This is a genomic window from Eubacterium ventriosum (genome assembly GCF_025150745.1).
Taxonomy (GTDB): domain Bacteria; phylum Bacillota; class Clostridia; order Lachnospirales; family Lachnospiraceae; genus Eubacterium_G; species Eubacterium_G ventriosum.
Genome location: NZ_CP102282.1, coordinates 1817205 through 1840745, shown reverse-complemented (window position 1 = coordinate 1840745; position 23541 = coordinate 1817205). Strand labels below are relative to the sequence as shown.

The following is a 23541-nucleotide window of genomic DNA, read 5'->3' as shown; positions in this document are numbered from 1 at the left end:
TGCCTGCTTTTTGTTATTATGACGAGTCAATCTAACTCAATAATATTATTCCTCAGTTGTTTCTTCAACTTCTTCTGCATCAGTTTCATCTTCCTGCGGAAGTAAAGCTTTCATGCTTAAGCTAATCTTCTTTTCTTCTTCGTTAAAATCAACAATCTTAGCTTCGATTTCCTGACCGATTGTTAATTCATCAGATGGCTTATCAACGTGATGATTTGCAATCTGTGATACATGTAATAATGCATCAACGCCTGGTTCAATTTCAACAAAAGCACCAAAATCTGTCATTCTTGCAACTTTACCAGTTACAACAACGCCAACTGCAAATTTTTCACTTGCATTAGCCCATGGGTTTGTATCTTCAAACTTAAGACTTAAAGCAATCTTATCGCCATTGATTTCTTTAATGAATGCTGTTACTTCATCGCCTGGTTTAAAGAGTTTTCTAGGATTTCCAACTCTTCCCCATGACATTTCTGAAATATGTAACAGACCATCTGCACCACCGATATCGATAAATGCACCAAAATCAACTACACTCTTAACAACACCTGTTACTGTCTGACCAACTTCGATTTTTTCGAATAAAGCTTTCTTAGCTGCTTCTTTTTCAGCTACGATTAACTGCTTTCTGTCACCGATAATTCTTCTCTTCTTAGGATTAAATTCTGTAACTACAAATTCAATTTCCTGATTAAGATACTTATCTAAATCTCTTTCAAATGCATCTGATACTAAGCTGGCTGGAATAAATACTCTGCCACCTTCAACATCAACACTCAAACCACCTTTTAAAATCTGTACAACTGGTGCTTTGAGAACTTCTTTATTTTCAAAAGCTTCTTCAATTCTTTTATTTGCCTTCTCTGCAGCAAGCTTCTTGTATGATAATGCAACCTGTCCTTCACCATCGTTAACTTTAAGAACCTTAACTGTCAGTTCATCGCCTACTGAAATTACAGTTGTCAGATCTACCGGTGTGTTAGAGTATTCATTGCTAGTAAGAATACCATCAGCCTTATAACCAATGTTAAGGACTGCCTCATCAGGTCTTACACTAATCACCTTTCCTTCAAGAACTTCTCCATTATGGATAGTCTTAAATGTTTCATCAAGCATTTGTTCAAAACTCATTTCTGACATTCAGTACGAACCTCCTCAATAATATTCTTTGGGGTGGATGCCCCTGCTGTAATACCTATAGACTTCAATGATTTCAATTCATGTAAATTTAAGTCTTTCACCGTCTGTACATAGAAAGTATTCTCACACTCATTTCGACATATGTCATAAAGCTTCTGAGTATTGGAACTGTTCTTTCCACCAATTACAATCATCCCATCAACTTTGGATGAAATTTTCTGGGCCTCAACCTGTCTTACATGTGTAGCATTGCAAATCGTATTTACAACAGTAATATCATACCCCTTTTTTCTTATAATTTCAACTAAATATTTAAATTTATTGTGGTTAAATGTCGTCTGGGACACAATACACGCTTTAGTTTGTTCCGGTAAACTCAGTTTTTCAATCTGTTCTTCTTTATTTATAACAATAACTTCTCCATTTACCCATCCTTTTATACCTTCAACTTCAGGATGATTGTCATTTCCAATAATAATTATGGTCTTGCCGTTATTACTTTCATCCAAAACAATATTGTGAATTTTCTTTACAAAAGGACATGTTGCATCAACCATTTTTAATTTCTGTTGTTCCAAAATATCATATATTTCTTTTGCAACGCCGTGGGAACGTATAACAACTGTTCCTTCTTTAATTTTCTTAAGCTGTTCCACAGTATCTATAACTTCGATGCCTCTTTTATTAAGGTCTTCAACTACCTGTTCATTATGAATTATTGGACCAAATGTGTATATTTTTCCTGAATTCTCCTCCAATTCTTTATAAACACTGTCAACTGCTCTTTGAACTCCAAAGCAGAATCCGGCACTTTTTGCCACCGTAATTTCCATATTTCTCTCCATTACTCTACATTCATTTGAATGTACAAAATTATTTTACTAATTTTGTAATTGCTTCAACTACCTGTTCAATAGTCATATCTGATGATTCCACAAGAACAGCATCTTCTGCCTGTACCAAAGGAGAAACCTCTCTGTGCATATCTCTGTAATCTCTGTCGATGATATCCTTTTCAATATCATCAATATTACATTCCTGTCCCTTTTCAACAAGTTCCTTATATCTTCTTTCAGCTCTTGTTCTTGAACTTGCTGTTAAATATATCTTTAAATCAGCATTTGGAAGTACTGCCGTTCCAATATCACGTCCATCCATTACAACGTTATTCTTTGCTGCAAGTTCCTGTTGCATTTTAACTAAAATCTCTCTTACAGGTCCATAAACAGCTATTGCACTAGTCATATTTCCTATAACTTCCTGTCTGATTTCAATGCTTACATCTTCTCCATTAAGATAAACCTTCTGTGTGCCGTTTTCATATCCTAAAGATACATCCACACTCTTGCATTTTTCAATAACTTCTTCCTTCTGGTCAGCTTTAATTCCTGCTCTGTAACATGCAAGTGCCATTGTTCTGTACATTGCACCTGTATCAACATAAATATAACCTAATTCTTTTGCAACTATTTTTGCTATTGTGCTTTTTCCTGCTCCTGCAGGTCCATCAATTGCTATATTATACATAACTACTCCTTTTTCACCGGCTGCTTTTGCAGTCTGACAATTACTTTATTACTATACCATTTTTTTGCTAATTAATAAATACTGTTTCCTGCAAGATATCCTGTACTCCATGCAATCTGAAGATTATATCCTCCTGTCATTGCATCAAGGTCAAGAACCTCGCCTACAAAGTATATATTAGGCATAATTTTTGATTCCATTGTTTTAGGATTAATTTCTTTGATTGAAATTCCTCCCTTTGTAATTATTGCCTCATTATATCCTCTTGTTCCTGAAATGTGAACCGGAAGATTCTTGATGATTTTCACAAGATTTTCTCGTTCTTCCTTTGTTATCTCGTGAACTTTCTTATAAGGATTAATTTTTGCAAGCTCTATAATTACAGGTATCATTTTCTTAGGCAAAAGTTTTTCAATGGCATTATTAAAGTTCTTATTAATTCCATCCTGAAAATCTTTCAAAATTCGCTTGTCAAGCATTTCTTCATCCAATGCTGGTTTTAAGTCAATATATCCTACATATTGATGCTTTTTTAATGTATCACTTAAATATGCACTGGCTGATAAAACTAAAGGACCACTTATGCCAAAATGTGTAAATAACATTTCGCCCATTTCGCTATAAGGTACCTTTCCATTTTCATCCTTAATTGTTAAAGTCACATTTTTAAGAGATAATCCCTGCAATCTTTTACAATATTCTTCTTTTATGTTAAATGGAACTAATGAAGGATATGTTTCCTCTATTGTGTGCCCCATATTTTTTGCAAACTTGTAACCGTCACCGGTTGAACCTGTAGACGGATAAGACAAACCACCTGTGGCAATTATACATTTGTCTCCCATAAAGTCTTTTCCATCAAAGCACTTAACTATCACTCCTGATGCATCAGACAACACATCTGTTACATTTTTATTCAAATGAACATTTACACCAACGTCTTTCATCATTTTGCTTAATGCCCAAATTACATCTGATGACTTATCACTTTCAGGAAAAACTCTATTTCCTCTTTCAATTTTTGTTTTTACACCAGCACTTTCAATCATATTGCAAATATCTTCGTAAGAAAAATTATTGTATGCACTGTATAAAAACTTAGAATTTCTCATAATGTTAGCAAAATGGTTCTGAATATCTGAAGCATTTGTAATATTACATCTGCCCTTTCCTGTAATAAATATTTTTTTGCCTAATCTGTCATTTTTTTCTAATAATTCTACTGTATTTCCATTATAGGCAGCACCAATTGCAGCCATCATGCCTGCAGCTCCGCCACCAATTACTATTACTTTACTCATTATTCTCCACAATCTTTTTCATTAAAGTAAAAGGGGCATTAACTGCCCCTTTTCTTAATGAATAATCTAATTCAATATTACAAAATTTATTCTAAATATTAAACCGGATAAGCTCCGTTTTCTTTGTCTGCTATAGACTGATCAACCTTAGTCTGCTGAGCTTCTCTATATTCAAAGAATTCTTTTGCAACCTGTGGGAATAACGCATATGATAATACATCTTCATCCTGCTGTTTCCACTGTGCACATTCTTTTTCATATTTTTCAAGTGATGGCTCTAACAAATCTGCAGGTCTGCATGTAATAGGTTCTGCATCACCGATAGCCTTCTTCTGTACTTCAGGATTGAAAGGCTTAACAGTCTGACCATATTTACCTGCAAGTAAATCCTTAGCCTGCTGGTTAATCATCTTATATCTTTCGCCCATAACTACGTTAAGAACTGCCTGTGTACCTACAATCTGGCTTGAAGGTGTTACAAGAGGTGGTTCACCAAAGTCTTTACGTACTCTAGGAACTTCTTCTAATACCTGTTCAAACTTATCTGATGCACCCATTTCATCTAACTGAGAAACAAGGTTTGAAAGCATACCACCCGGTACCTGATAAAGAAGTGTATTAATATTAACACCCATAACCTTTGGATTTAATAATCCGTTAGCTAAGCATTCTTCTCTATATGGTTTGAAGTAATCAGCGATTTCCTTTAATAATTTCTGATCTAAGCCTGTGTCATATGGTGTTCCCTTAAATGTTTCAACCATAACTTCTGTTGCAGGCTGAGATGTTCCCATTGAGAATGGTGAAATAGCTGTATCAATAATATCACATCCTGCTTCAACAGCCTTTAAGTATGTCATAGCTGCTACACCTGATGTGTAATGTGTATGAAGGTCGATTGGAATGTCTGTACCTTCTCTTAAAGCCTGTACTAATTCTGTAGCCTTGTAAGGTGTAAGAAGACCTGCCATATCTTTGATACAAAGTGAGTTAGCACCCATATCTTCGATTCTCTTAGCTGTTTCTTTCCAATAATCAAGTGTGTAAGCATCACCTAATGTGTATGAAAGAGCTATCTGTGCATGTCCGCCTTCTTTATTAGCTGCTTTAACTGCTGTTTCAAGGTTTCTTAAATCATTTAAGCAGTCGAAAATTCTGATAATATCAATTCCGTTTGCTAATGACTTCTGAACAAAGTATTCAACAACATCATCTGAATAGTGGCTATATCCTAAAATGTTCTGTCCTCTGAAAAGCATCTGTAATTTTGTGTTCTTAAATCCATCTCTTAACTTTCTAAGTCTTTCCCATGGATCTTCTTTTAAAAATCTAAGTGAAGCATCAAATGTTGCACCGCCCCAGCATTCTACTGCATGATATCCAACTTTATCCATCTTGTCGATAATTGGAAGCATTTCTTCAGTAGGCATTCTTGTGGCAATCAATGACTGATGAGCATCACGTAATATTGTTTCAGTAATTTTTACTGGTCTTTTTTCTGCCATTTTATTTTCCTCCGTTATCAATATTAAACGCCAAATATAGCCATAAATGTACCTGCAGCTACCGCTGTACCAATAACTCCGGCAACGTTAGGTCCCATAGCATGCATTAAAAGGAAGTTTGTAGGATCAGCCTCTGCTCCGACTTTCTGTGAAACTCTGGCTGCCATTGGTACGGCAGAAACACCTGCTGAACCAATTAATGGATTTACTTTTCCGTGTGTAACTACACACATAAGTTTTCCAAATAATACACCTGCCGCTGTACCAACTGCGAATGCAACTAAACCTAATACTACAATCTTCAATGTATCAACATTTAAGAATGCTTCTGCACTAGTTGTTGCACCAACACTTGTACCAAGCAGGATTACTACGATGTACATAAGTGCGTTTGATGCTGTTTCCTGTAACTGTTTTACAACACCTGATTCTCTGAATAAGTTACCTAACATAAGCATACCAACCAATGGTGCTGTTGTTGGTAAAATCATAACTACAACGATTGTAACTATAATAGGGAATAAGATTTTTTCAAGCTGTGAAACAGGTCTAAGCTGTTCCATCTTAATCTTTCTTTCTTTTTCAGTTGTAAACAACTTCATAATAGGTGGCTGAATAATAGGAACCAATGACATATATGAATATGCCGCAACAGCAATAGGTCCTAGTAACTCAGTCTGTCCAAGCTTACCTGCAAGGATGATTGATGTAGGTCCGTCGGCTCCACCAATAATTGAAATTGATGCAGCTGCCATACCGTTGAATCCCATTAAAATAGCCAAGAAGTATGCTGAGTAAATGCCAAACTGTGCTGCAGCTCCTAAAAGGAAACTCTTTGGATTTGCAATAAGCGGTCCAAAGTCAGTCATAGCTCCTACACCCATGAAAATAAGTGATGGTAAAATACTCCATTCATCTAACAAATAGAAGTAATGAAGTAAACCGCCTGCTTCACCATCAGCAGGTACTTTCATAATATCAGGATACATATTTACCAAAAGCATACCAAAAGCGATAGGAACCAAAAGTAAAGGTTCATATCCTTTTTTTATTGCTAAATATAGGAAAACACAAGCAACGACGATCATTATATAGTTGCCTACTGTAAGGCTCATAAATGCTGTCTGATTAACCAAGTTTTCCAGTGTATCTAAAAAGTTCATAAGTTACCTCCTAAGTTCAATAAAAATATTGATTAGTTCAATGAGGCTAATGTAGCGCCTGCTTCAAAAGAATCACCAACTGCAACTACGATGCTTGCAACTGTTCCATCTTCAGGAGCAACTACTGAATTTTCCATTTTCATTGCTTCAAATACTAAAATTGTTTCGCCCTTCTTTACTGCCTGTCCAGGGTTAGCACTAATTGATAAAACTTTACCTGGCATTGGAGCTGTAACCTTAATGCTTCCTTCTGCTCCTGATGCAGCAGGTGCAGGAGTTGGAGCAGCCTTAGCTGCAGGAGCTGCCTTTGCAGCAGGTCTTACAGGTGCGCTTGCTGTGCTTCCTGTTTCTTCAACAGTAACATCATATACATTTCCGTTTACTGTAATTGTATAACTTTTCATTATTAATTCCTCCTAAATATACATAAGTGTACTAACGTCTTCTGATAGATCTTACTACAAAGCTATCAGTTGATGTCTGTTCGCTTGCAGCTATGGCTGCTGCGATTACTGCTATTAATTCTGAATCATCTTCTTCATTAGCTGTAACTGTTTCACTAATTTCTTCCACAACTTCAGGTTTTTCTACAACTGAAGATTTCTTAGATAATTTATCCATAATCTGCGGAATAAACTTAAAGCATGAAATAAGTAATGAGATAAATATAAGAACCAAGAATACTGTTCCCATACCCATTAAAGTATTTCCGGCAGCGTCAGCCATCTTTTCTCCCAATGACTCTTCGCCTTCACCTTTAGCTTTAATTGTAACTGTATTTACTGATGCTCCAATTGTATCAAAGCAATCAACATGTAATGTTAAAATATAATCTTTCTTTTCAAATGCCAATGTTACTGTAACATCTACTGCATCTGTACCGTCCTCATCTTTATTTTCAACAACTTTTACATCGTCCTTTGATGAAACGAAAGCTCCATATTTTTCTGTATCAACACTTTTGTTATATGCTTGAATAATTGCAACTGTCTGTGGCTGGCTTGAATAGTTTTCTTCAACATATTCTCTTTCACTTTCAGTCATTGTTGATAACTGCTGAACTAATGATACATAGTTCTGAACAAGTGTCTTTGCATCTGCCAAAGAAATCTTTCCATCTGCGTATGTTTTAAGTGAGTCTGCTGATGTTGTTGTTTCAACGGCATAATCACCTAAAGTGTCGGCATTAACTGCCACTGTACTCATACACATGCAAACAAGTAAAGCAGTCAGGCTAAATAAAAAACGTAATTTTTTTGTTAATTTCATATTTGCACCTCACTTACACTGTTCCGTGTTTTTTACCAGGTCTTTCTTCAAATTTTGTGTATAACATTTCAAATGCACCGATTAAATACTTTCTTGTGTCAACCGGTTCAACAATGCTGTCAACATATCCTCTTGCAGCAGCAGCCATTACGCTACCCTGTAAGTTCTGGTATTCAGCAACCTTTTCATTAATAACCTGATTTGCATCTCCATTAGCAATTTCGTCTGCATACATAATTTCAACAGCGCTCTTTGCTTCCATCATACCAACCTTAGCTGTTGGCCATGCATAAACGATGTCAGCTCCTGTAGCCTTGCTGTTCATTGTTACGTAAGCACTTCCGATTGCATCACCAATGATTAAGTTAACCTTTGGTACTGTTGCATTAGCAAATGCATAAACAAGTTTTGATGAAGCCTTAGCGCCATTTTTTTCCTGACACATTGTTGCTGCAAATCCGTTTACGTTTGTAAGTGTAAGAACAGGAATATTAAATGCATCACAGAAATTTACAAATTCAGCAGCTTTGTTGCATCCCTTAGCTGTAAGCTTAGCATCGAATTCTGCTGCAACGTTCATGTCATCATCATAAACCTTTGTTCTATTTGCAACCGCACCTACTGTAGCTCCATTAAGCTTAATGAAAGCTGTAACCATTTCAGGTGCATAGTTTCTCTTTGCTTCAATAATAAAGCCGTCATCAGAAATATTTTCTAATGCCAATAATGTATCTTCACCACAGTTTTCAATTCCTTCTGCTGCTCTGTTTAAATCATCATAGCATTCTAAATCTGAAGCTTCATCCTCATTATTTGATGGTAATACAGAAACTAAGTTTCTGATTCCTTCGATTACTTCAGCTTCTGTTCCTACGAAATCAACATTTCCTGCTTCTTCACTCTGGAACTTAGCTGATGCATTGTCACAGATTTCTTTTCTGTTTTCTGTAATTGCATTAGGTGAGTTAACGAATAACTGTGCATTTTCAACTTCCATGAAAGTAAAATCTGAAAGTCCTGCAACAATACTTAATCCGCCACCACAATTACCGAAAATAGCTGTAACTGTTGGGATTACTCCTGATGCAAGTGACTGCTTCATATAAATCTGTCCGAAAGCATTTAAGCCGTCTACAGATTCCTGAAGTCTAAGTCCTGTGCTGTCGATAAGACCGATAACAGGTGAACCTGTTTTCATTGCCATATCGTAAAGACTTGCAATTTTTTTAGCGTGCATTTCGCCTACAGAACCGCCAAGTACTGACGCATCCTGGCTGTAAACATACACTAAACCACCATTGATAACACCATATCCGGTAATAACGCCGTCAGATGGAGTATCCTTGGCCTGAATGTTAAAATCAGTATTTCTTGCTTTTACATAAGCACCGATTTCAACAAAACTGTTATCATCAAGAAGATTTTCAATTCTCTGTCTTGCTGTAACTTTAGCTGATGTACTCATAAGTCAGTCCTCCATTATATATATTGTTACATGAAATAAATCATGCGTAGCAAACAACCAATTTTTTGCCTATTAAAGTTTAACCTTTTTCTTGTCAAATATCAAGTAAAAGAAGATACTTTTTTACTTATTTTTTCATTTTTTACCTGATATTTACATATTGCCCCGAAAAACAATATTTCGAGGCAATAAAAAAATTAATTTTTTAGTTTTTTTATACAAACTTTTCACTTTGTAATATTGTTTCAAGCCACCACAGAATCTACTATGCAGTTCTAACTCTATTATCAATCCAATCCTGATTAATTGGTCTAAAGTCTTCATCTTCAAAATAAACCTTATACCATACAAGGAATACATAAACAGTCCAGATTCTTCTGCTGTTATCAGCCTTTCCTGCTCTGTGATCTTCCATTAATTTCACTAAAATATCTGTGTTAAAGAACTTCTGTGCAGCTTCTCCTGTTAACGTTTCCATAACCTTGTTGTAATAATCATCTTCCTTTAACCAAACACGGATAGGAACAGGGAAACCAAGTTTCTTCTTGTTAGCTGTAGCTTCCGGAATATGTCTCTTTGCCGCAATACGGAAAGCTCTCTTTGTTGCTTCATCATTGCATCTAAAGTCAATTGGAAGCTTCTTTGCGTAATCAAATACCTTAACATCAAGGAATGGAACTCTTGATTCAAGGCAATGAGCCATACTCATCTTATCAGCCTTTAACAAAATATCTCCCTGAAGCCAGAAGTTAGTATCGATGTACTGCATTTTTGCAATATCATTTAAATGCGAAACTTTCTTATAAGCATCAGCCACAATTTCCTGTGGTGTCTTATGCGTAAGTTTAGTTTTTAATAGCTTTTCTCTATCTTCTACCGAGAACATATTAGCATTTCCAATAAATCTTTCTTCTACTGTTTTGCTTCCTCTGATTATAAAATCTCTTCCCTTAATATCAGGCATCTTCTTTGCAACTGCTGCCAGTCCCTTTCTTACACACTTAGGAATCTTCTGATATCCTTTAAGAGAAATAGGTTCATGGTAAATATTATATCCACCGAAAAATTCATCGGCACCTTCACCTGACAAAACAACCTTAATCTGCTCCGCTGCCAGCTTGTCAACAAAATAAAGTGCAATACATGATGGATCAGCCAATGGCTCATCCATATAATACATAACAGTTGGAATAGACTTAAAATATTCTTCACTGTCAATGTTCTTGTTATAATTCTTCTTGCCTAATTCTCTTACAAGACCTTCAGCATATCTGATTTCATTATATTTACTCTGTTTATCTAAGAATCCTACTGTAAATGTTTTATCACCTGGAAATTCTGAAACAACATAACTTGAGTCAACACCACTTGAAAGCAATGAACCAACTTCAACATCAGCTATCATATGAGCATCAACTGTATCATGTACAACTTCTTCAATCTCGCTTACTGTTTTCTCAAGGTCGCCATCCATAGCAGGTTCCATCATTGGATCAAAATATCTCTGAACATCTAATTTCCCGTCTTTAAAAATCATATAATGTCCTGCAGGAAGTCTGAATATCCCCTTAAAGAATGTTTCAGGTAATACTGAATACTGGAAGCTTAAATACTGTTCTAAAGCTTCTTCATTTAATTCTTTCTTAAATCCCGGAAATTCCAAAATAGACTTTGTTTCTGATGCAAAAATTAAAGTCTTATTAAATAATGAGTAATAAAAAGGCTTAATTCCAAAATGGTCTCTTGCACCAAACATTGTATTAGTTCTTGTATCCCATATTACAAACGCGAACATACCTCTTAACTTAGATAACAAATCTGTTCCATATTCTTCATATCCGTGAATAAGACATTCTGTATCTGAATCATTGGCAAACTTGTGACCTTTTGCTATAAGTTCCTTTCTTATTTCCAAATGATTATAAATCTCACCGTTAAATACAATTGCCACATCTCCTGTTTCATTGTACATTGGCTGGGCACCGTGACTTAAATCAATAATACTAAGTCTTCTATGTCCGATTGCAGCATGCTTGTCCACATACATACCTTCATCATCTGGTCCTCTGTGAGCAATTTTATCCATCATCTGTTTTAGGACTTTTTTGCTGTCATCAACTTCACCTATAAATCCACAAATTCCACACATAACTCTTTTCTCTCTTTCATTAGTTAATATACTATATTAAATATTAAAGCTTATAAAATAGCCTTAACCTGATCTTCTTCCATAATTTCTTTAATTAAAACTCTTTCATCCATCGGATGTTTTACGCCTTTGATTTCCTGATAATCTTCATGACCCTTTCCGGCAAGAATAATTACGTCTCCATCTTTTGCATTAAGAATTGCATATCTGATGGCATCCTTTCTGTCAGGAACAGTAACATATTCACCGTCAGCTTTTTTAACCCCTACTAATATATCATTAATAATATCCATAGGTTCCTCAAATCTTGGATTATCAGAAGTAACTATTGTAAAGTCTGATAATCTTGATGAAACTTCCCCCATTTCAAATCTTCTTTCTTTTGAGCGGTTTCCACCACAGCCAAAGACTGTTACAAGTCTCTTTGGATTGTACTGTTTAAGACTTGTAAGAAGGCTCTCAAGGCTCATTGCATTATGAGCATAGTCGATCATAAGAGTGAATCGCTTTGATATAGGAATGATTTCCACTCTGCCCTTAACTTTTACATTTTCAAGGGCTGTCTGTATCTTTTCAACATCTTCTGTAAAGTGACTGCAAATAGCAATGGCACACAATGAATTGTATACACTAAACATTCCCGGAACATGAATTTCAACAGGAAAGTCCATCTTACCCTTTAAGTCATAAGATACGCATAAGCATCCCGGCTTTGTAAATAATTTAATATCCTGTGCCTTAAAATCATAATCACCGTTTACACCATATGTTTCAATGTCACAGGTATGACCTTCCAAAACTCTGTCTATAAAATCAGCATCCATATTTACAATCCCATGTTTACATTGCTTTAAAAGCATGCTCTTGCAATGAAGGTAATCGTCAAAATCTTTATGCTCGTTAGGTCCGATATGATCAGGCTCAATATTTGTAAAAATACCATAATCAAATGTAAAGCCTGAAACTCTGTGAAGCATAAGTCCCTGAGATGAAACTTCCATAACTACACACTTGCATCCTTGTTCAACCATTTTTGCAAAAGTTTCCTGAACAACATATGATTCAGGTGTTGTATTCTTCGCAGGAGTGACTTCATCGCCTATTATTGTTTCAATTGTTCCAATAAGTCCTGTCTTAATGCCAACGCTTTCAAGTACTGAACGAACCATATATGTAGTTGTTGTTTTTCCCTTAGTTCCTGTAATACCAACAGTAATAAGTTTTTCAGCAGGATTTCCAAAATAGTCTGCAGACATACATGCCAAAGCTAATCGTGTATCGTCTACTTTAACAACTGTTACATCTTCATCAACTTCCACATCCTCCATAACAACAACTGCTACTGCTCCCTTAGAAACAACATCTCTTATAAATTCGTGACCGTCAAAACCTGCACCTTTAATACAAACAAAAGCATCTCCATCACTTACTTTTCTTGAGTCATTCTGTAAATGTGATACTTCAATAGTATCGCTGCCCTTAACAACCTTATATTCTAATTTAGTTAATAAATCTTTTAATTTCATTTTTTTCACCAAACCTTTGTATCATAATTTTAAAGTAACTCCAAAATTAGTAATTAAACTCCCCTGTAAAAGTTATTCTTGCAGGACCTGTCATATAAACAGTATTTTCATCCCTGTTATACTCAATAAATAAGTCACCGCCTAAAAGTTTAACAGTAACCTTGTCTTCTGTTAAGCCATTTAAAACACATGCCACAACGCTGGCACATGCACCTGTACCACAGGCTAATGTTTCTCCTGAACCTCTTTCCCAGACACGCATTTTTATAACATCTCTGCTTACAACCTGAATAAATTCAGTATTAACCTGCTCAGGAAAAATTTCTTTCTTTTCAAACATTGGTCCAATATGTTCAATATCTAAAGAATCTATATCATCGACAAAAGTAATTGCATGAGGATTTCCCATTGAAACGCATGTGATTCTGTATTCTTTATTGTTGACCATAACAGGTTCATCTATAACCTTATCCTTTTCTGAAACTACAGGTACTTTAGCAGATTCCAAAATTGGACTTCCCATATTAACCCTAACAGTTTTAACCTTGTCATCTTCAACATTTAAAACTAATGTTTTAATTCCTGATAAAGTTTCTACTGTAATTGTAGTTTTGTCAGTCATCTTATTGTCATATACATATTTTGCAACACAACGTATGCCATTACCACACATCTTGCCTTCTGAACCATCTGCATTATACATACTCATTTTAAAATCTGCAACATCTGACGGATTAATAACGATAAGTCCATCTGAACCGATTCCAAAATGTCTGTTACTTACTATTTCTGATAATTTATTTGGATCTTCTATTTTTGTGTCAAAGCCATTAACATATACATAGTCATTGCCACAGCCTTCCATCTTTGTAAATTTCATAGTTCCTCCATTTCAAGTTTGCTTGAGTTTTTTACGTTCAAAAACCTAAATACATTTTTGGTATAAATATACCACATATAAATTCATAAGTAAAACAGGAAAAATTTTTTCATTATTTTTTTAAGTACAAATCTATAATCATATTTTTCCACATTTTCAAAAGCGTACAGCATAATCTTTTTCGTCTTTTTCCCATTAATGGTTATTATAATATTTCCAACAACATCCCTTTTTTTTATTGGCAGTTTATAATTAAAATTTGTTTCCGATTTAACATTGTCATCTTCTGAAATAAGTGTCGTATAACCTTCACTTACACCTACATTGATTTTCTTTTTTGTTCCATTAGGAATTTCTATTTGAAACTTTGTTCCGGAAGCTATTATTTTTTTCTCGTTATATTCCCTCTTCCCATGATTCATTAATGCTGTTGTATCTTTCCACTTGTAGCTTTTATTAGGGGGCCAGCCACAGGCAAGAACACAGCTTACAAAATGTCTGCCATTACTTTTTACAGCTCCAACAAAGCAATATCCTGCCTTTCCCGTAAAACCTGTTTTTATTCCTATCGCCTCATTATCCATAGCCAAAAACATATCTTTATTATTTACTGTAATACTTCTCTTTGCGGAAACATCAGTAAAAGAATAAGATTTAGTATTAGTAATTTCATTGAATTGTTTATTCTTTGTGGCATATGCACCAATTAATGCCATATCATATGCCGTGGAATAATGATTATCAGCGTCAAGTCCGTTAGGAGTGACGAAATTAGTATTCTTTGCCCCTATTTCTTTTGCTTTTTTATTCATCATTTTTGCAAATTCTTCCTGACTGCCACCAATCCCTTCTGCCACAATCATTGCCGCATCATTAAAACTTTCAAGCATCATTGCATATAGCAAATCCTTTAGATAGTACTGTTCCCCCTTCTTTGCATACATTTTTACCTTTGGCATTGATACAGCCTTAGAAGAAGCTTTAATAATCTGATTCATCTTTCCACTTTCAAGTGCCACTATACAAGTCATAATCTTAGTTGTGCTTGCCATTGGCATTTTTTCATTTTCATTTTTGCCATAAAGAATTCTTCCCGTATTTCCATCTATCAAAACTGCTGATTTTGATTTAAGGTCTAAATCTTTTCCAAAACTATTGACCTTTAAAAAATTTATTGTAATGCATATTATTAAACAAACGCATATAAATATTTTTCCTGAATAATTTAAAGAACTATTCTTTAAATAATTTTTTAATTTACTTCCAATTCTCAATTTATGTTATTACCATTTTATGTAATCTATAAAATATATGCAAAAAAGAGCTATCTCAAAACCATATTCTTTCAAATTGGTCTTAAAATAACTCCTTTGTTATTAAATCAAATTATACACTAATCTTAATCGTTAGATTTTAATGTTACTTCTTCCTCAGCTTCCTGCTTAAATTCTTCGATTACATCAGGATTAACCATTGGAAGGCTATCGGCTGATTCAACACCAAATCTTCTTAAGAATTCCTCTGTTGTACCGAACAATAAGGGTCTTCCCGGTGTATCCATTCTTCCCACTTCCTGAACCAATTCGTATTCAACAAGCTTATTTACAGCAAAATCAGATTTTACACCTCTGATTCTTTCAATTTCAGATTTTGTTATAGGCTGCTTATATGCAATAATCGACAAAGTTTCCATTAAAACATCTGTTAAAACCTGCTTTCTAGGCTGCTTTGCAACTCTGATTAACGCCTCATACATTTCAGGCTTAGTACACATTTGGTACGCACCGTCTAATTCTATGATTTTTATTCCTCTTGAACTGTCGTTCATTTTCTCCTGCATTGATTTTACAATCTTCTTAACTTCGCCGGGCTTTAATTCTAAAGCCTTAGCTATTTTTGTAATTTCAACAGATTCACCCATTGTAAAAAGAATGGCCTCAATCTGTGCTTCGTAATTTATTTCCATATATTAAACCTGCCTAGTATATTATTCTATTGAATCAATATAAATATCGTCAAATGTTCTTTCCTGATGAACCTCAATCTGACCTATTTTAATTAATTCAAGCACCGCCAAAAATGAAACAATAACTTCCATCTTTGAACTTTGTTCTTCAAGCAACTGCTTAAAACTGCATCTCTTCTTTTTCTTAACCTTGTTTGCCACATAATCTATTTTTTCAGGAAGACTTACTTCTTCCATTTCGATTTTTCCAAAGGTGCTTCTAACCGGATCAATTTTATCCATCTGTCTTTTTAACACCATCTTAAAAATCTCATTTAATTTTTCAAGGTCCACGTCCTTAAGAAGATTATCTAAATCTACCGGAGGTGCATATTTTGCCACCTCGTCAGGAATTGTAGGTTCTTTATATAATGACTTTCCTGCATAAACCTGCATGTCGCGCAGTTCCACAGCCGCATACTTGTATACCTTATACTCAATCAGCTTTTCAACAAGTTCTGCTCTTGGATCAATCTCTTCACCATTCTCATCAACTTCTTTAGGAAGAAGCATCTTACTCTTAATATCAATAAGAGTTGCTGCCATTACAAGAAACTCACTTGCCAAATCCAAATCATCTTTAGGCATCTTGCTTACATAATCAAGATACTGTTCCGTAATTTCAACAATTGGAATGTCATATATATCTACTTTATTCTTTTCAATTAAATGTAATAATAAATCTAAAGGTCCTTCAAAAACCTGTAACTTAACTTCTAATTCCATAATTTTCTCTCTTCTTTTAGTACAATTTATGATTTTACAAAAAAAACCTGTTTTTTTCAATAGTTTTTAAGAATACTGTAATTGTAGTAATCGTAAGCCAAAAGATTTTATTGTATGAAAATAGTCCGCTTTTTCCACATTTGTAACACTTACTATGTCACTTTTTCCAATTGATTTGTCATTAAAATAATATTCAATATAGCCTACTTTTTGATTTTTCTTAACAGGAGCCTTCACTTTTTTATTTACAAATACCTTTTTTGTTACTTTTGAAAGGTCCCTTCCTTTTGTATCTACGTAAGAAAACCTGTTAGTTGAAATGTCAACTTTGTCTTTCTTTCCATTGGTTACTTTTATTTTCGTTTTATATCCGTCATTGTCAGTGTAAACCTTACAATTGGAAAATCCGTAGTTAATCAGTTTTTCTGATTCCTTAAATCTTATTTTATAATCAGGTGCAGCCATAACCACGGCAATTAACTGAACGCCATCCTTTTCTGCCACCGTTGACACACAATATTTTGCTTTTGAGGTGCTTCCTGTTTTAAGACCTTTTACATACTGATTGGTTTTTAAAAGCTTATTGGTATTAGACAGTACAAATTCTTTCTCTCCCGCCTTTGTCTTATGGGTTATTGACTCCATCCATATTGTCGAATACTTAAATATTTCAGGATATTTTTCAATTAACTCTCTGGACATTAAAGCCACATCCTTTGCAGTTGTATAATGGTCATCAGAATCCGTAAGCCCGCAGCAGTCAATAAAATGAGTGTTGTTCATTCCAAGACTTTTTGCTCTTTCGTTCATTTTCTTAACAAATGCTTCTTCCGAACCTGCAATCATTTCTGCCATTACAACAGAAGCATCATTTCCGGAAGCAATAATAATACACTTTATAAGTGTTTCCACAGTCTGGGTTTCTCCCTCTTCCAGAAAAACCTGAGAGCCTCCCATACTTTTGGCATAAGCACTTGTTGTTGCCACATCCGTAAGCTTTATTTTTCCACTATGTATTGCATCAAAAATAAGTACCAAAGTCATTATTTTGGTTATGCTTGCAGGACTAAGTTTTTCATTCTGATTGTTTTCATACAAAACCATTCCTGTACTGCTTTCCATTAATACGCATGATTTTGAATCAATATTAAGTTCATGACTTTCTTCGCCAAAAACAGGAACCTGCGATATTATTACAATTACCATTACTATTGCTATCATTTTTTTCATAACAAAAAAACTCCACTACATTTATTATATTGTAATGGAGAAAAAACATATATATTCATATTTTTTAAGTTTAAAATTCTTTTATTTAGAAGTTGTTTCTGCTTCCTTATTCTTCTTTGACTTTTTAGATTTCTTTGACTTTTTAGTTGCTTTCGCCTTTTTTGTTTCAGGTGGCGTATAATTAGGTGGTTTAATTTCATCTTCACTATAAGTAAACTCATCTGTTTGAGTTAAAATTACTCCATCTGCGTCCTGCTGGCATACAACTACTTTGTCGCCATATTTAATGTTACAGTCTCTTACCATTAACGTATTGTTATCAATAAAGTCTGTTTCCATTTCTTCATCGTTAATGTAAACCTTACTGTAAGTATTAAAATTTTCACCATAGAAAAATCCGTCTATAACATCATCTTCATATACCTGCTGTATGTTTGTTAACCTTGCCGGATGTATTCCTAGTTGCAAATCTGTTGCAACATAAGGATTTTCCTCGCCACTGGCATAATTATCACCATAAAGCATATCATATGCCAAATTTTTAAGGTTCTCCTTATAATCACTGTCCTTTCTATGGAACTGTGTATAGTTATTAATAACTCCGGCTGTCATCTTAAGCGGCTTTAAAATTCTTGACTCTAACTGATAAGCCTTAACCTTTTTGTTTTTGTAATAATCATTGTCAAAATTACTCCAAATAACATACTGAGTCTGATATACGTTCTTATTCTTTAGATTTTCGGCAGTTATACCGAGAGAAGGTAAATGGTCTCCGTACATAACAAGTATGGTTTCCTCTTTACGTTTCTTTAAAGCCTTAACAAGACTTCCTATAAACTTATCCATTTCCCTGGTCTGGTCGGCATAATATTCATATTCCTTTGTTAAGCTTTCGTCATCTAAACCTGTAACTTTGATTTTTGATTCGTAGCTGTCGTCAACACTATATGACCCATGTCCCTGAACTGAAATTGCATAAATAAAATCCTGCTCAGTTGTAAGATCAAGTGTATCCAAAATTTCATCTTTTAAGAACTTATCTTTCGCCCATCCTGTTGGAGTAAATTCTGTAACATTCATAGTTTCTATAGATGAAAATGTATCATAACCAAGGTTAGAAAATACCTTGTTTCTTCCATAAAATGTTGCTGTATTATTATGAATTGCGTGACATTTGTAACCGTATTCTTTTAAGTTATAGCAAATGCTTTCACTTGTATGATTTGTTAAAACAGTCTTAAATGGAAGTTCTCCTGAGCCAAAATCGTCAAGGTTCATTCCTGTCATTATTTCAAATTCAGTATTTACAGTTCCTGCTCCAACTACCGGAACAGTTAAATATCCACTTGGACACTCATTGTATAATTTTTCGAAATTAGGTACAGGATTATCTGAAAGCTTAATATTTGTCATATTATTAAGGTCAAAGAATGACTCTAACTGAAGAAAAATAATATTAGGTGTCTTCTCTGTTGCCTCCGTTGCCTGACTTTCTTCTTCATCAACAATCTTTTTAATTGAGCTTGCTGAATAATTTTTAGGCTTCTGTATTCCCGTATTTAAAACGCTGTTAGTAAAACAGTATGCAAAGCCATATTTAAAATAACTATCTCTTAAGTTTCCAAATTTCTTATTAATAAGACCTGAAGCAATTCCCAAATTAATTGCACCCATTCCAATAACCCATATTAAAACAATTGCAACTATGTTTCGTCCATACTTAATCTTATGGTCTACTTTTGGTGCCCTGAAAAACAGTAACACAAGAACTGCCAAAGCTGCTATTACTCCAATTATAACAAGAATAATCTGCCAAATAGAAAAATACTTGTCCATAATTGAAAAAGCACTGTCAATTAATCTGAAATCTGATGCAGTAAGTGGTGTTACCCTTGTTGCCACAAGCACACCGTTGGTAACTCCAAGTATTATCCACATTACTGAAATTACACTAATCCAAAAAATACGTTTTCTCAACAAAAGTGTAAAAGATAACGTCATCATAACTATAAATGCATTACATATGAACACATATGGAGAACCTATAAGAAAATAAACTCCATACATCTTTGAGTGATCAAAAGCTGCAATACCTGCAATCATTTCAACTATAAAGGTTAACACTAAGGCAACTACAATATACATATAAATTGTATGTTTATTATATGCTGTATGAAAAGAATCTTTTGTTTTTTTTACTTTTTTACTTAGCGTAGACCTTATTTTTTCATTATCTGTCATTTTTACTTTCCTCTATTAATAGTTTTATTGCCAAAACCGCTGCTCTGACAGCAATGTCAGTATCTAGACAGTCCGGTTCCTCATACCCTAATGCTTTTCTTTCCTGATTCCAAATAACATTGAAAACAGAACCACATCTTACCCCCAAAGAATCTGCAACAGTAAACAAAGCTGCTGATTCCATTTCACTTGCAAGTACACCTAACCTTTTCCAGGCTTCCCATTTGTTAAGTAGTTCATAAGAAACTGGCATTCTGTTAGGATTATGCTGTCCATAAAAAGAATCCTTACACTGAACAACTCCACAATGATATGGTTTATTTAACTCTTTGCACGCCTGGACCAACGCTGTAGCAACCTGAAAATCAGGTACTGCAGGATATTCTATTGGAGCATACTCCCTACTTGTACCCTCCATTCTTATTGCGCCTGTTGCTATAACCATATCACCTGACTTAACTTTAGTATTAATCCCTCCGCAAGTTCCTATTCTTACAAAAGTATGTGCGCCACAGGCCACTAATTCTTCCATTGCAATTGCTGCTGACGGGCCTCCTATTCCTGTAGATGTTACTGAAACTTTTTCTCCTAAAATAGTACCCGTATATGTTGTATATTCTCTATTTGATGTAACAAATTTAGGTTCATCAAAATATTTAGCAATCTCTTTACATCTTCCCGGGTCTCCCGGCAAAATAACATATTTTCCTATATCTTCACTTGAAAGTTTTATATGATATTGTTTTTCCATATTTCCTCCAATCTGCTTGTTCCCATAGCAATCTTGCACCCAAAATTGTCTGCAATTGTCTGACCTATGTCTGCAAAAGTATTCAACACGTGAAGATTCACTCCACTGTTTGCTTTTTTTCCATACATAAGAACCGGAATGTATTCTCTTGTGTGATCTGTTCCCTTAAAAGTCGGATCACATCCATGGTCTGCATTTATTATAAGCAAGTCGTCATCTCTAAGATTACTGATAATTTCAGGTAATCGGTTATCAAAATCCACGAGTCCCCTGCTGTACCCGTCCACATCTCTTCTGTGGCCCCATTTAGAGTCAAATTCTACAAGATTTGTAAAAATAAGTCCCTTGTCCATTTCATTCATAAACATTAAAGTCTTATCAACTCCGTCCATATTGTCGTCAATGTGAACTGCCTTATTTATTCCTTTTCCGCAGAAAATATCATTTATTTTTCCAACAGCCCATACATTAATATTATTCTTGTTTAAAACATCTAAAAGGTTACCATCTTCCGGTTCAACTGAAAAATCCTTTCTATTAGATGTTCTTGTATAAACTCCATTTTTGTCCACAAAAGGTCTTGCAATTACTCTCGCAACCTGATTTTTCCCAACAAGAATCTTTCGTGCAACCATACATATTCTGTACAATTCTTCAGGTGAGTACACATCTTCGTTGCAGGCAATTTGAAATACGCTGTCCGCTGAAGTATAAACAATAGGTTTCTTAGTCTTTTCATGTTCAACTCCATACTGTTTTATAACTTCTGTTCCTGAAGCCACTCCATTGTACAACACTCCCGGTATTCCTGACTCTTCAATAAATCTGTCTATTATCTCTTTAGGAAAACCATTAGGATAAGTTGGAAACTTCTGTTTAGTCCAAATGCCTGTCATTTCAAAATGACCAACTGTTGTATCCTTTCCGGCAGATACTTCCTTAGCCTTTCCATATATACCTACAGGCTCCAATTTCTTGGCAGAACCGGATATTATGTCATGGTCTGTAGCATCTGATTTCTTAATAGATTCTGCTATTCCATCAATGTTTCCAAGTCCTAATTTTCCCATATTAGGTAGATTATAATCTTTAATTGTTTCGAAAATGTGTCCTAATGTGTCCGCTCCCACATCTCCAAACAAATCTGCATCAGGCAATTCCCCAATGCCAACACTGTCAAGTATAATCCAAATCACTCTTTTAAACATACCACTTCCCCTTTCTACTTTTATTTTTCATTATTGTATAATTACAGATTAATAGAATCTTGCTGAACTATAATCCCATAAAATATTTCTGTTAAAATGCATTATACTATATTTTTTCATTTTCTACTATGTTTTATCATATTTATACCACATTTTCTGACCTTTTTCTTCTGCATTTATGTCCTTTTTATTGAAAAATAAGGCATTTATGTTATACTGTCCTATAGAAATTTATTGAACAAATATATATTTCTAATAGGGAAAAAGGAGACCAACTATGAGTAGCACATTTTTTAGAAAATTACCCACACCTTTGGAAATTAAAACTATGTACCCTGTTCCAGAGGCAGTTGAAAAACAGAAACAACTCAATGACGAAGAAATCAGAAAGATTTTTACAGGTGAAAGTGATAAATTTGCTGTAATAATCGGACCGTGTTCAGCAGATAATCAGGAAGCTGTTGAAGATTATGTTGGAAGACTTGCAAGAGTTCAGGAAGAAGTTAAAGATAAGCTTTTTATTATTCCTCGTGTTTACACTAACAAGCCTCGTACAACAGGTAAGGGTTACAAAGGTATGCTTCATCAGCCTGATCCTGAAAAGAAACCTGACTTACTTCAGGGTTTAATTACTATAAGACAGATGTTCTTAAAGATTATGGAAGATACAGGATTCCCTCTTGCAGATGAAATGCTTTATCCTGAGAATGCAAGATATTTTTCAGATTGTCTTTCATATGTGGCAGTTGGTGCAAGATCAGTTGAAGATCAGCAGCACAGACTTACAGCCAGCGGTATGGATATTCCTGTAGGCATGAAGAATCCTACAAGCGGAGACTTGTCAATCATGCTTAACTCTATTGAAGCAGCGCAGTCATCTCATTCATTCCTTTACAGAGGATGGGATGTTCAGACAACAGGTAACGATTTGGCACATGCAATTTTACGTGGTGCCGTTAATCAGTACGGACAGTGCATTCCTAACTACCATTATGAAGATATGGTTAACTTATACGAAATGTACAAAGATAAGGGATTTGCTAATCCTGCTTTAGTTATTGACTGTAACCATTCAAATTCAAACAAAAAATATATGGAGCAGATTCGTATTGCTAAGGAAATCATGCATAACCGTAAACATTCAAATGACTTAAAGGGCTTTGTAAAAGGCTTAATGATTGAAAGCTATATCGAAGGTGGCAACCAAAAAGTTGATGAACATATTTATGGTAAATCAATTACTGATCCATGCTTAGGATGGGATGACACTGAAAAATTATTACACATCATTGCTGAAGAAGCTTAAAGATGGTGTGAAATGTGTAATCAAATTACACTTATATAAATCTACATACCACACTAAAAAAGGAACAGTCTACGCTGTTCCTTTCTCACTACTTATAATATTCAATATTGTTTTCAATCATATCACATTACTTTAACTTTTCTTTT

The 23541-nt window shown here is 34.6% G+C and carries 20 protein-coding genes; 1 reads left to right on the top strand and 19 read right to left on the bottom strand.

Annotated features, from left to right (window positions below):
* Positions 1 to 45: 45 nt before the first annotated feature.
* From rpsA to NQ558_RS08160, 19 genes are all read right to left on the bottom strand, one after another.
* The gene (rpsA, locus tag NQ558_RS08250; RefSeq protein WP_005362772.1) at positions 46 to 1143 is read right to left on the bottom strand and encodes a 30S ribosomal protein S1; all 1098 of its coding nucleotides are present in this window, start codon (positions 1141 to 1143) and stop codon (positions 46 to 48) included.
* On the bottom strand, positions 1131 to 1988 hold the full coding sequence (gene ispH, locus NQ558_RS08245) for a 4-hydroxy-3-methylbut-2-enyl diphosphate reductase (protein WP_005362775.1): 858 nt from the start codon (positions 1986 to 1988) through the stop codon (positions 1131 to 1133). Before ispH ends, rpsA begins: the two co-directional genes overlap by 13 nt.
* A 28-nt stretch (positions 1989 to 2016) precedes the next feature.
* Positions 2017 to 2670: a (d)CMP kinase gene (gene cmk, locus NQ558_RS08240; protein WP_005362776.1), complete on the bottom strand. Its 654-nt coding sequence runs from the start codon at positions 2668 to 2670 to the stop codon at positions 2017 to 2019.
* Between the two features lie 71 nt (positions 2671 to 2741).
* Entirely contained in the window at positions 2742 to 3971 is a 1230-nt protein-coding gene (locus tag NQ558_RS08235) for a BaiN/RdsA family NAD(P)/FAD-dependent oxidoreductase (protein WP_005362778.1), read from the bottom strand.
* A gap of 98 nt (positions 3972 to 4069) precedes the next feature.
* Positions 4070 to 5476: an oxaloacetate decarboxylase subunit alpha gene (locus NQ558_RS08230; protein ID WP_005362780.1), complete on the bottom strand. Its 1407-nt coding sequence runs from the start codon at positions 5474 to 5476 to the stop codon at positions 4070 to 4072.
* Between the two features lie 23 nt (positions 5477 to 5499).
* Positions 5500 to 6639 (bottom strand): sodium ion-translocating decarboxylase subunit beta, encoded by a 1140-nt coding sequence (locus NQ558_RS08225; protein ID WP_259907383.1) that lies wholly within the window; start codon positions 6637 to 6639, stop codon positions 5500 to 5502.
* Positions 6640 to 6671: 32 nt separating this feature from the next.
* Complete coding sequence (locus tag NQ558_RS08220; protein ID WP_005362784.1) at positions 6672 to 7043, bottom strand: biotin/lipoyl-containing protein; 372 nt, start codon at positions 7041 to 7043, stop codon at positions 6672 to 6674.
* Between the two features lie 31 nt (positions 7044 to 7074).
* Positions 7075 to 7845: an OadG family protein gene (locus NQ558_RS08215; protein WP_259907382.1), complete on the bottom strand. Its 771-nt coding sequence runs from the start codon at positions 7843 to 7845 to the stop codon at positions 7075 to 7077.
* 76 nt (positions 7846 to 7921) lie between these two features.
* Entirely contained in the window at positions 7922 to 9373 is a 1452-nt protein-coding gene (locus tag NQ558_RS08210; protein ID WP_005362792.1) for an acyl-CoA carboxylase subunit beta, read from the bottom strand.
* 265 nt (positions 9374 to 9638) lie between these two features.
* Complete coding sequence (gene asnB, locus NQ558_RS08205; protein WP_005362794.1) at positions 9639 to 11522, bottom strand: asparagine synthase (glutamine-hydrolyzing); 1884 nt, start codon at positions 11520 to 11522, stop codon at positions 9639 to 9641.
* 50 nt (positions 11523 to 11572) lie between these two features.
* On the bottom strand, positions 11573 to 13048 hold the full coding sequence (locus tag NQ558_RS08200) for a UDP-N-acetylmuramoyl-L-alanyl-D-glutamate--2,6-diaminopimelate ligase (RefSeq protein WP_005362796.1): 1476 nt from the start codon (positions 13046 to 13048) through the stop codon (positions 11573 to 11575).
* A gap of 46 nt (positions 13049 to 13094) precedes the next feature.
* Positions 13095 to 13928 (bottom strand): diaminopimelate epimerase, encoded by an 834-nt coding sequence (dapF, locus tag NQ558_RS08195; protein WP_005362800.1) that lies wholly within the window; start codon positions 13926 to 13928, stop codon positions 13095 to 13097.
* Between the two features lie 83 nt (positions 13929 to 14011).
* A complete protein-coding gene (locus NQ558_RS08190; RefSeq protein WP_050750980.1) occupies positions 14012 to 15202 on the bottom strand; it encodes a D-alanyl-D-alanine carboxypeptidase family protein in 1191 nt (396 codons plus the stop codon).
* 125 nt (positions 15203 to 15327) lie between these two features.
* Complete coding sequence (gene scpB / locus NQ558_RS08185; RefSeq protein ID WP_005362811.1) at positions 15328 to 15894, bottom strand: SMC-Scp complex subunit ScpB; 567 nt, start codon at positions 15892 to 15894, stop codon at positions 15328 to 15330.
* A 21-nt stretch (positions 15895 to 15915) separates the two neighbouring features.
* Entirely contained in the window at positions 15916 to 16659 is a 744-nt protein-coding gene (locus tag NQ558_RS08180; RefSeq protein WP_005362814.1) for a segregation and condensation protein A, read from the bottom strand.
* 66 nt (positions 16660 to 16725) lie between these two features.
* Positions 16726 to 17889, bottom strand: a complete 1164-nt coding sequence (locus NQ558_RS08175; protein ID WP_005362815.1) for a D-alanyl-D-alanine carboxypeptidase family protein — start codon at positions 17887 to 17889, stop codon at positions 16726 to 16728.
* Between the two features lie 81 nt (positions 17890 to 17970).
* Entirely contained in the window at positions 17971 to 20130 is a 2160-nt protein-coding gene (locus tag NQ558_RS08170) for an LTA synthase family protein (protein WP_005362817.1), read from the bottom strand.
* Positions 20120 to 20881 carry a uridine phosphorylase gene (udp, locus tag NQ558_RS08165; RefSeq protein ID WP_005362818.1) on the bottom strand — a complete coding sequence of 254 codons (762 nt, stop codon included), beginning with the start codon at positions 20879 to 20881 and terminating at the stop codon, positions 20120 to 20122. The genes NQ558_RS08170 and udp overlap by 11 nt, the downstream gene beginning before the upstream one ends.
* Positions 20860 to 22089, bottom strand: coding sequence for a phosphopentomutase (locus NQ558_RS08160; protein ID WP_005362820.1), 1230 nt, complete (start codon positions 22087 to 22089; stop codon positions 20860 to 20862). Before NQ558_RS08160 ends, udp begins: the two co-directional genes overlap by 22 nt.
* Before the next feature lie 277 nt (positions 22090 to 22366).
* On the opposite strand from NQ558_RS08160, the gene NQ558_RS08155 reads away from it, so the two are divergent.
* Positions 22367 to 23395, top strand: coding sequence for a 3-deoxy-7-phosphoheptulonate synthase (locus NQ558_RS08155; RefSeq protein ID WP_005362822.1), 1029 nt, complete (start codon positions 22367 to 22369; stop codon positions 23393 to 23395).
* Positions 23396 to 23541 lie beyond the last annotated feature (146 nt).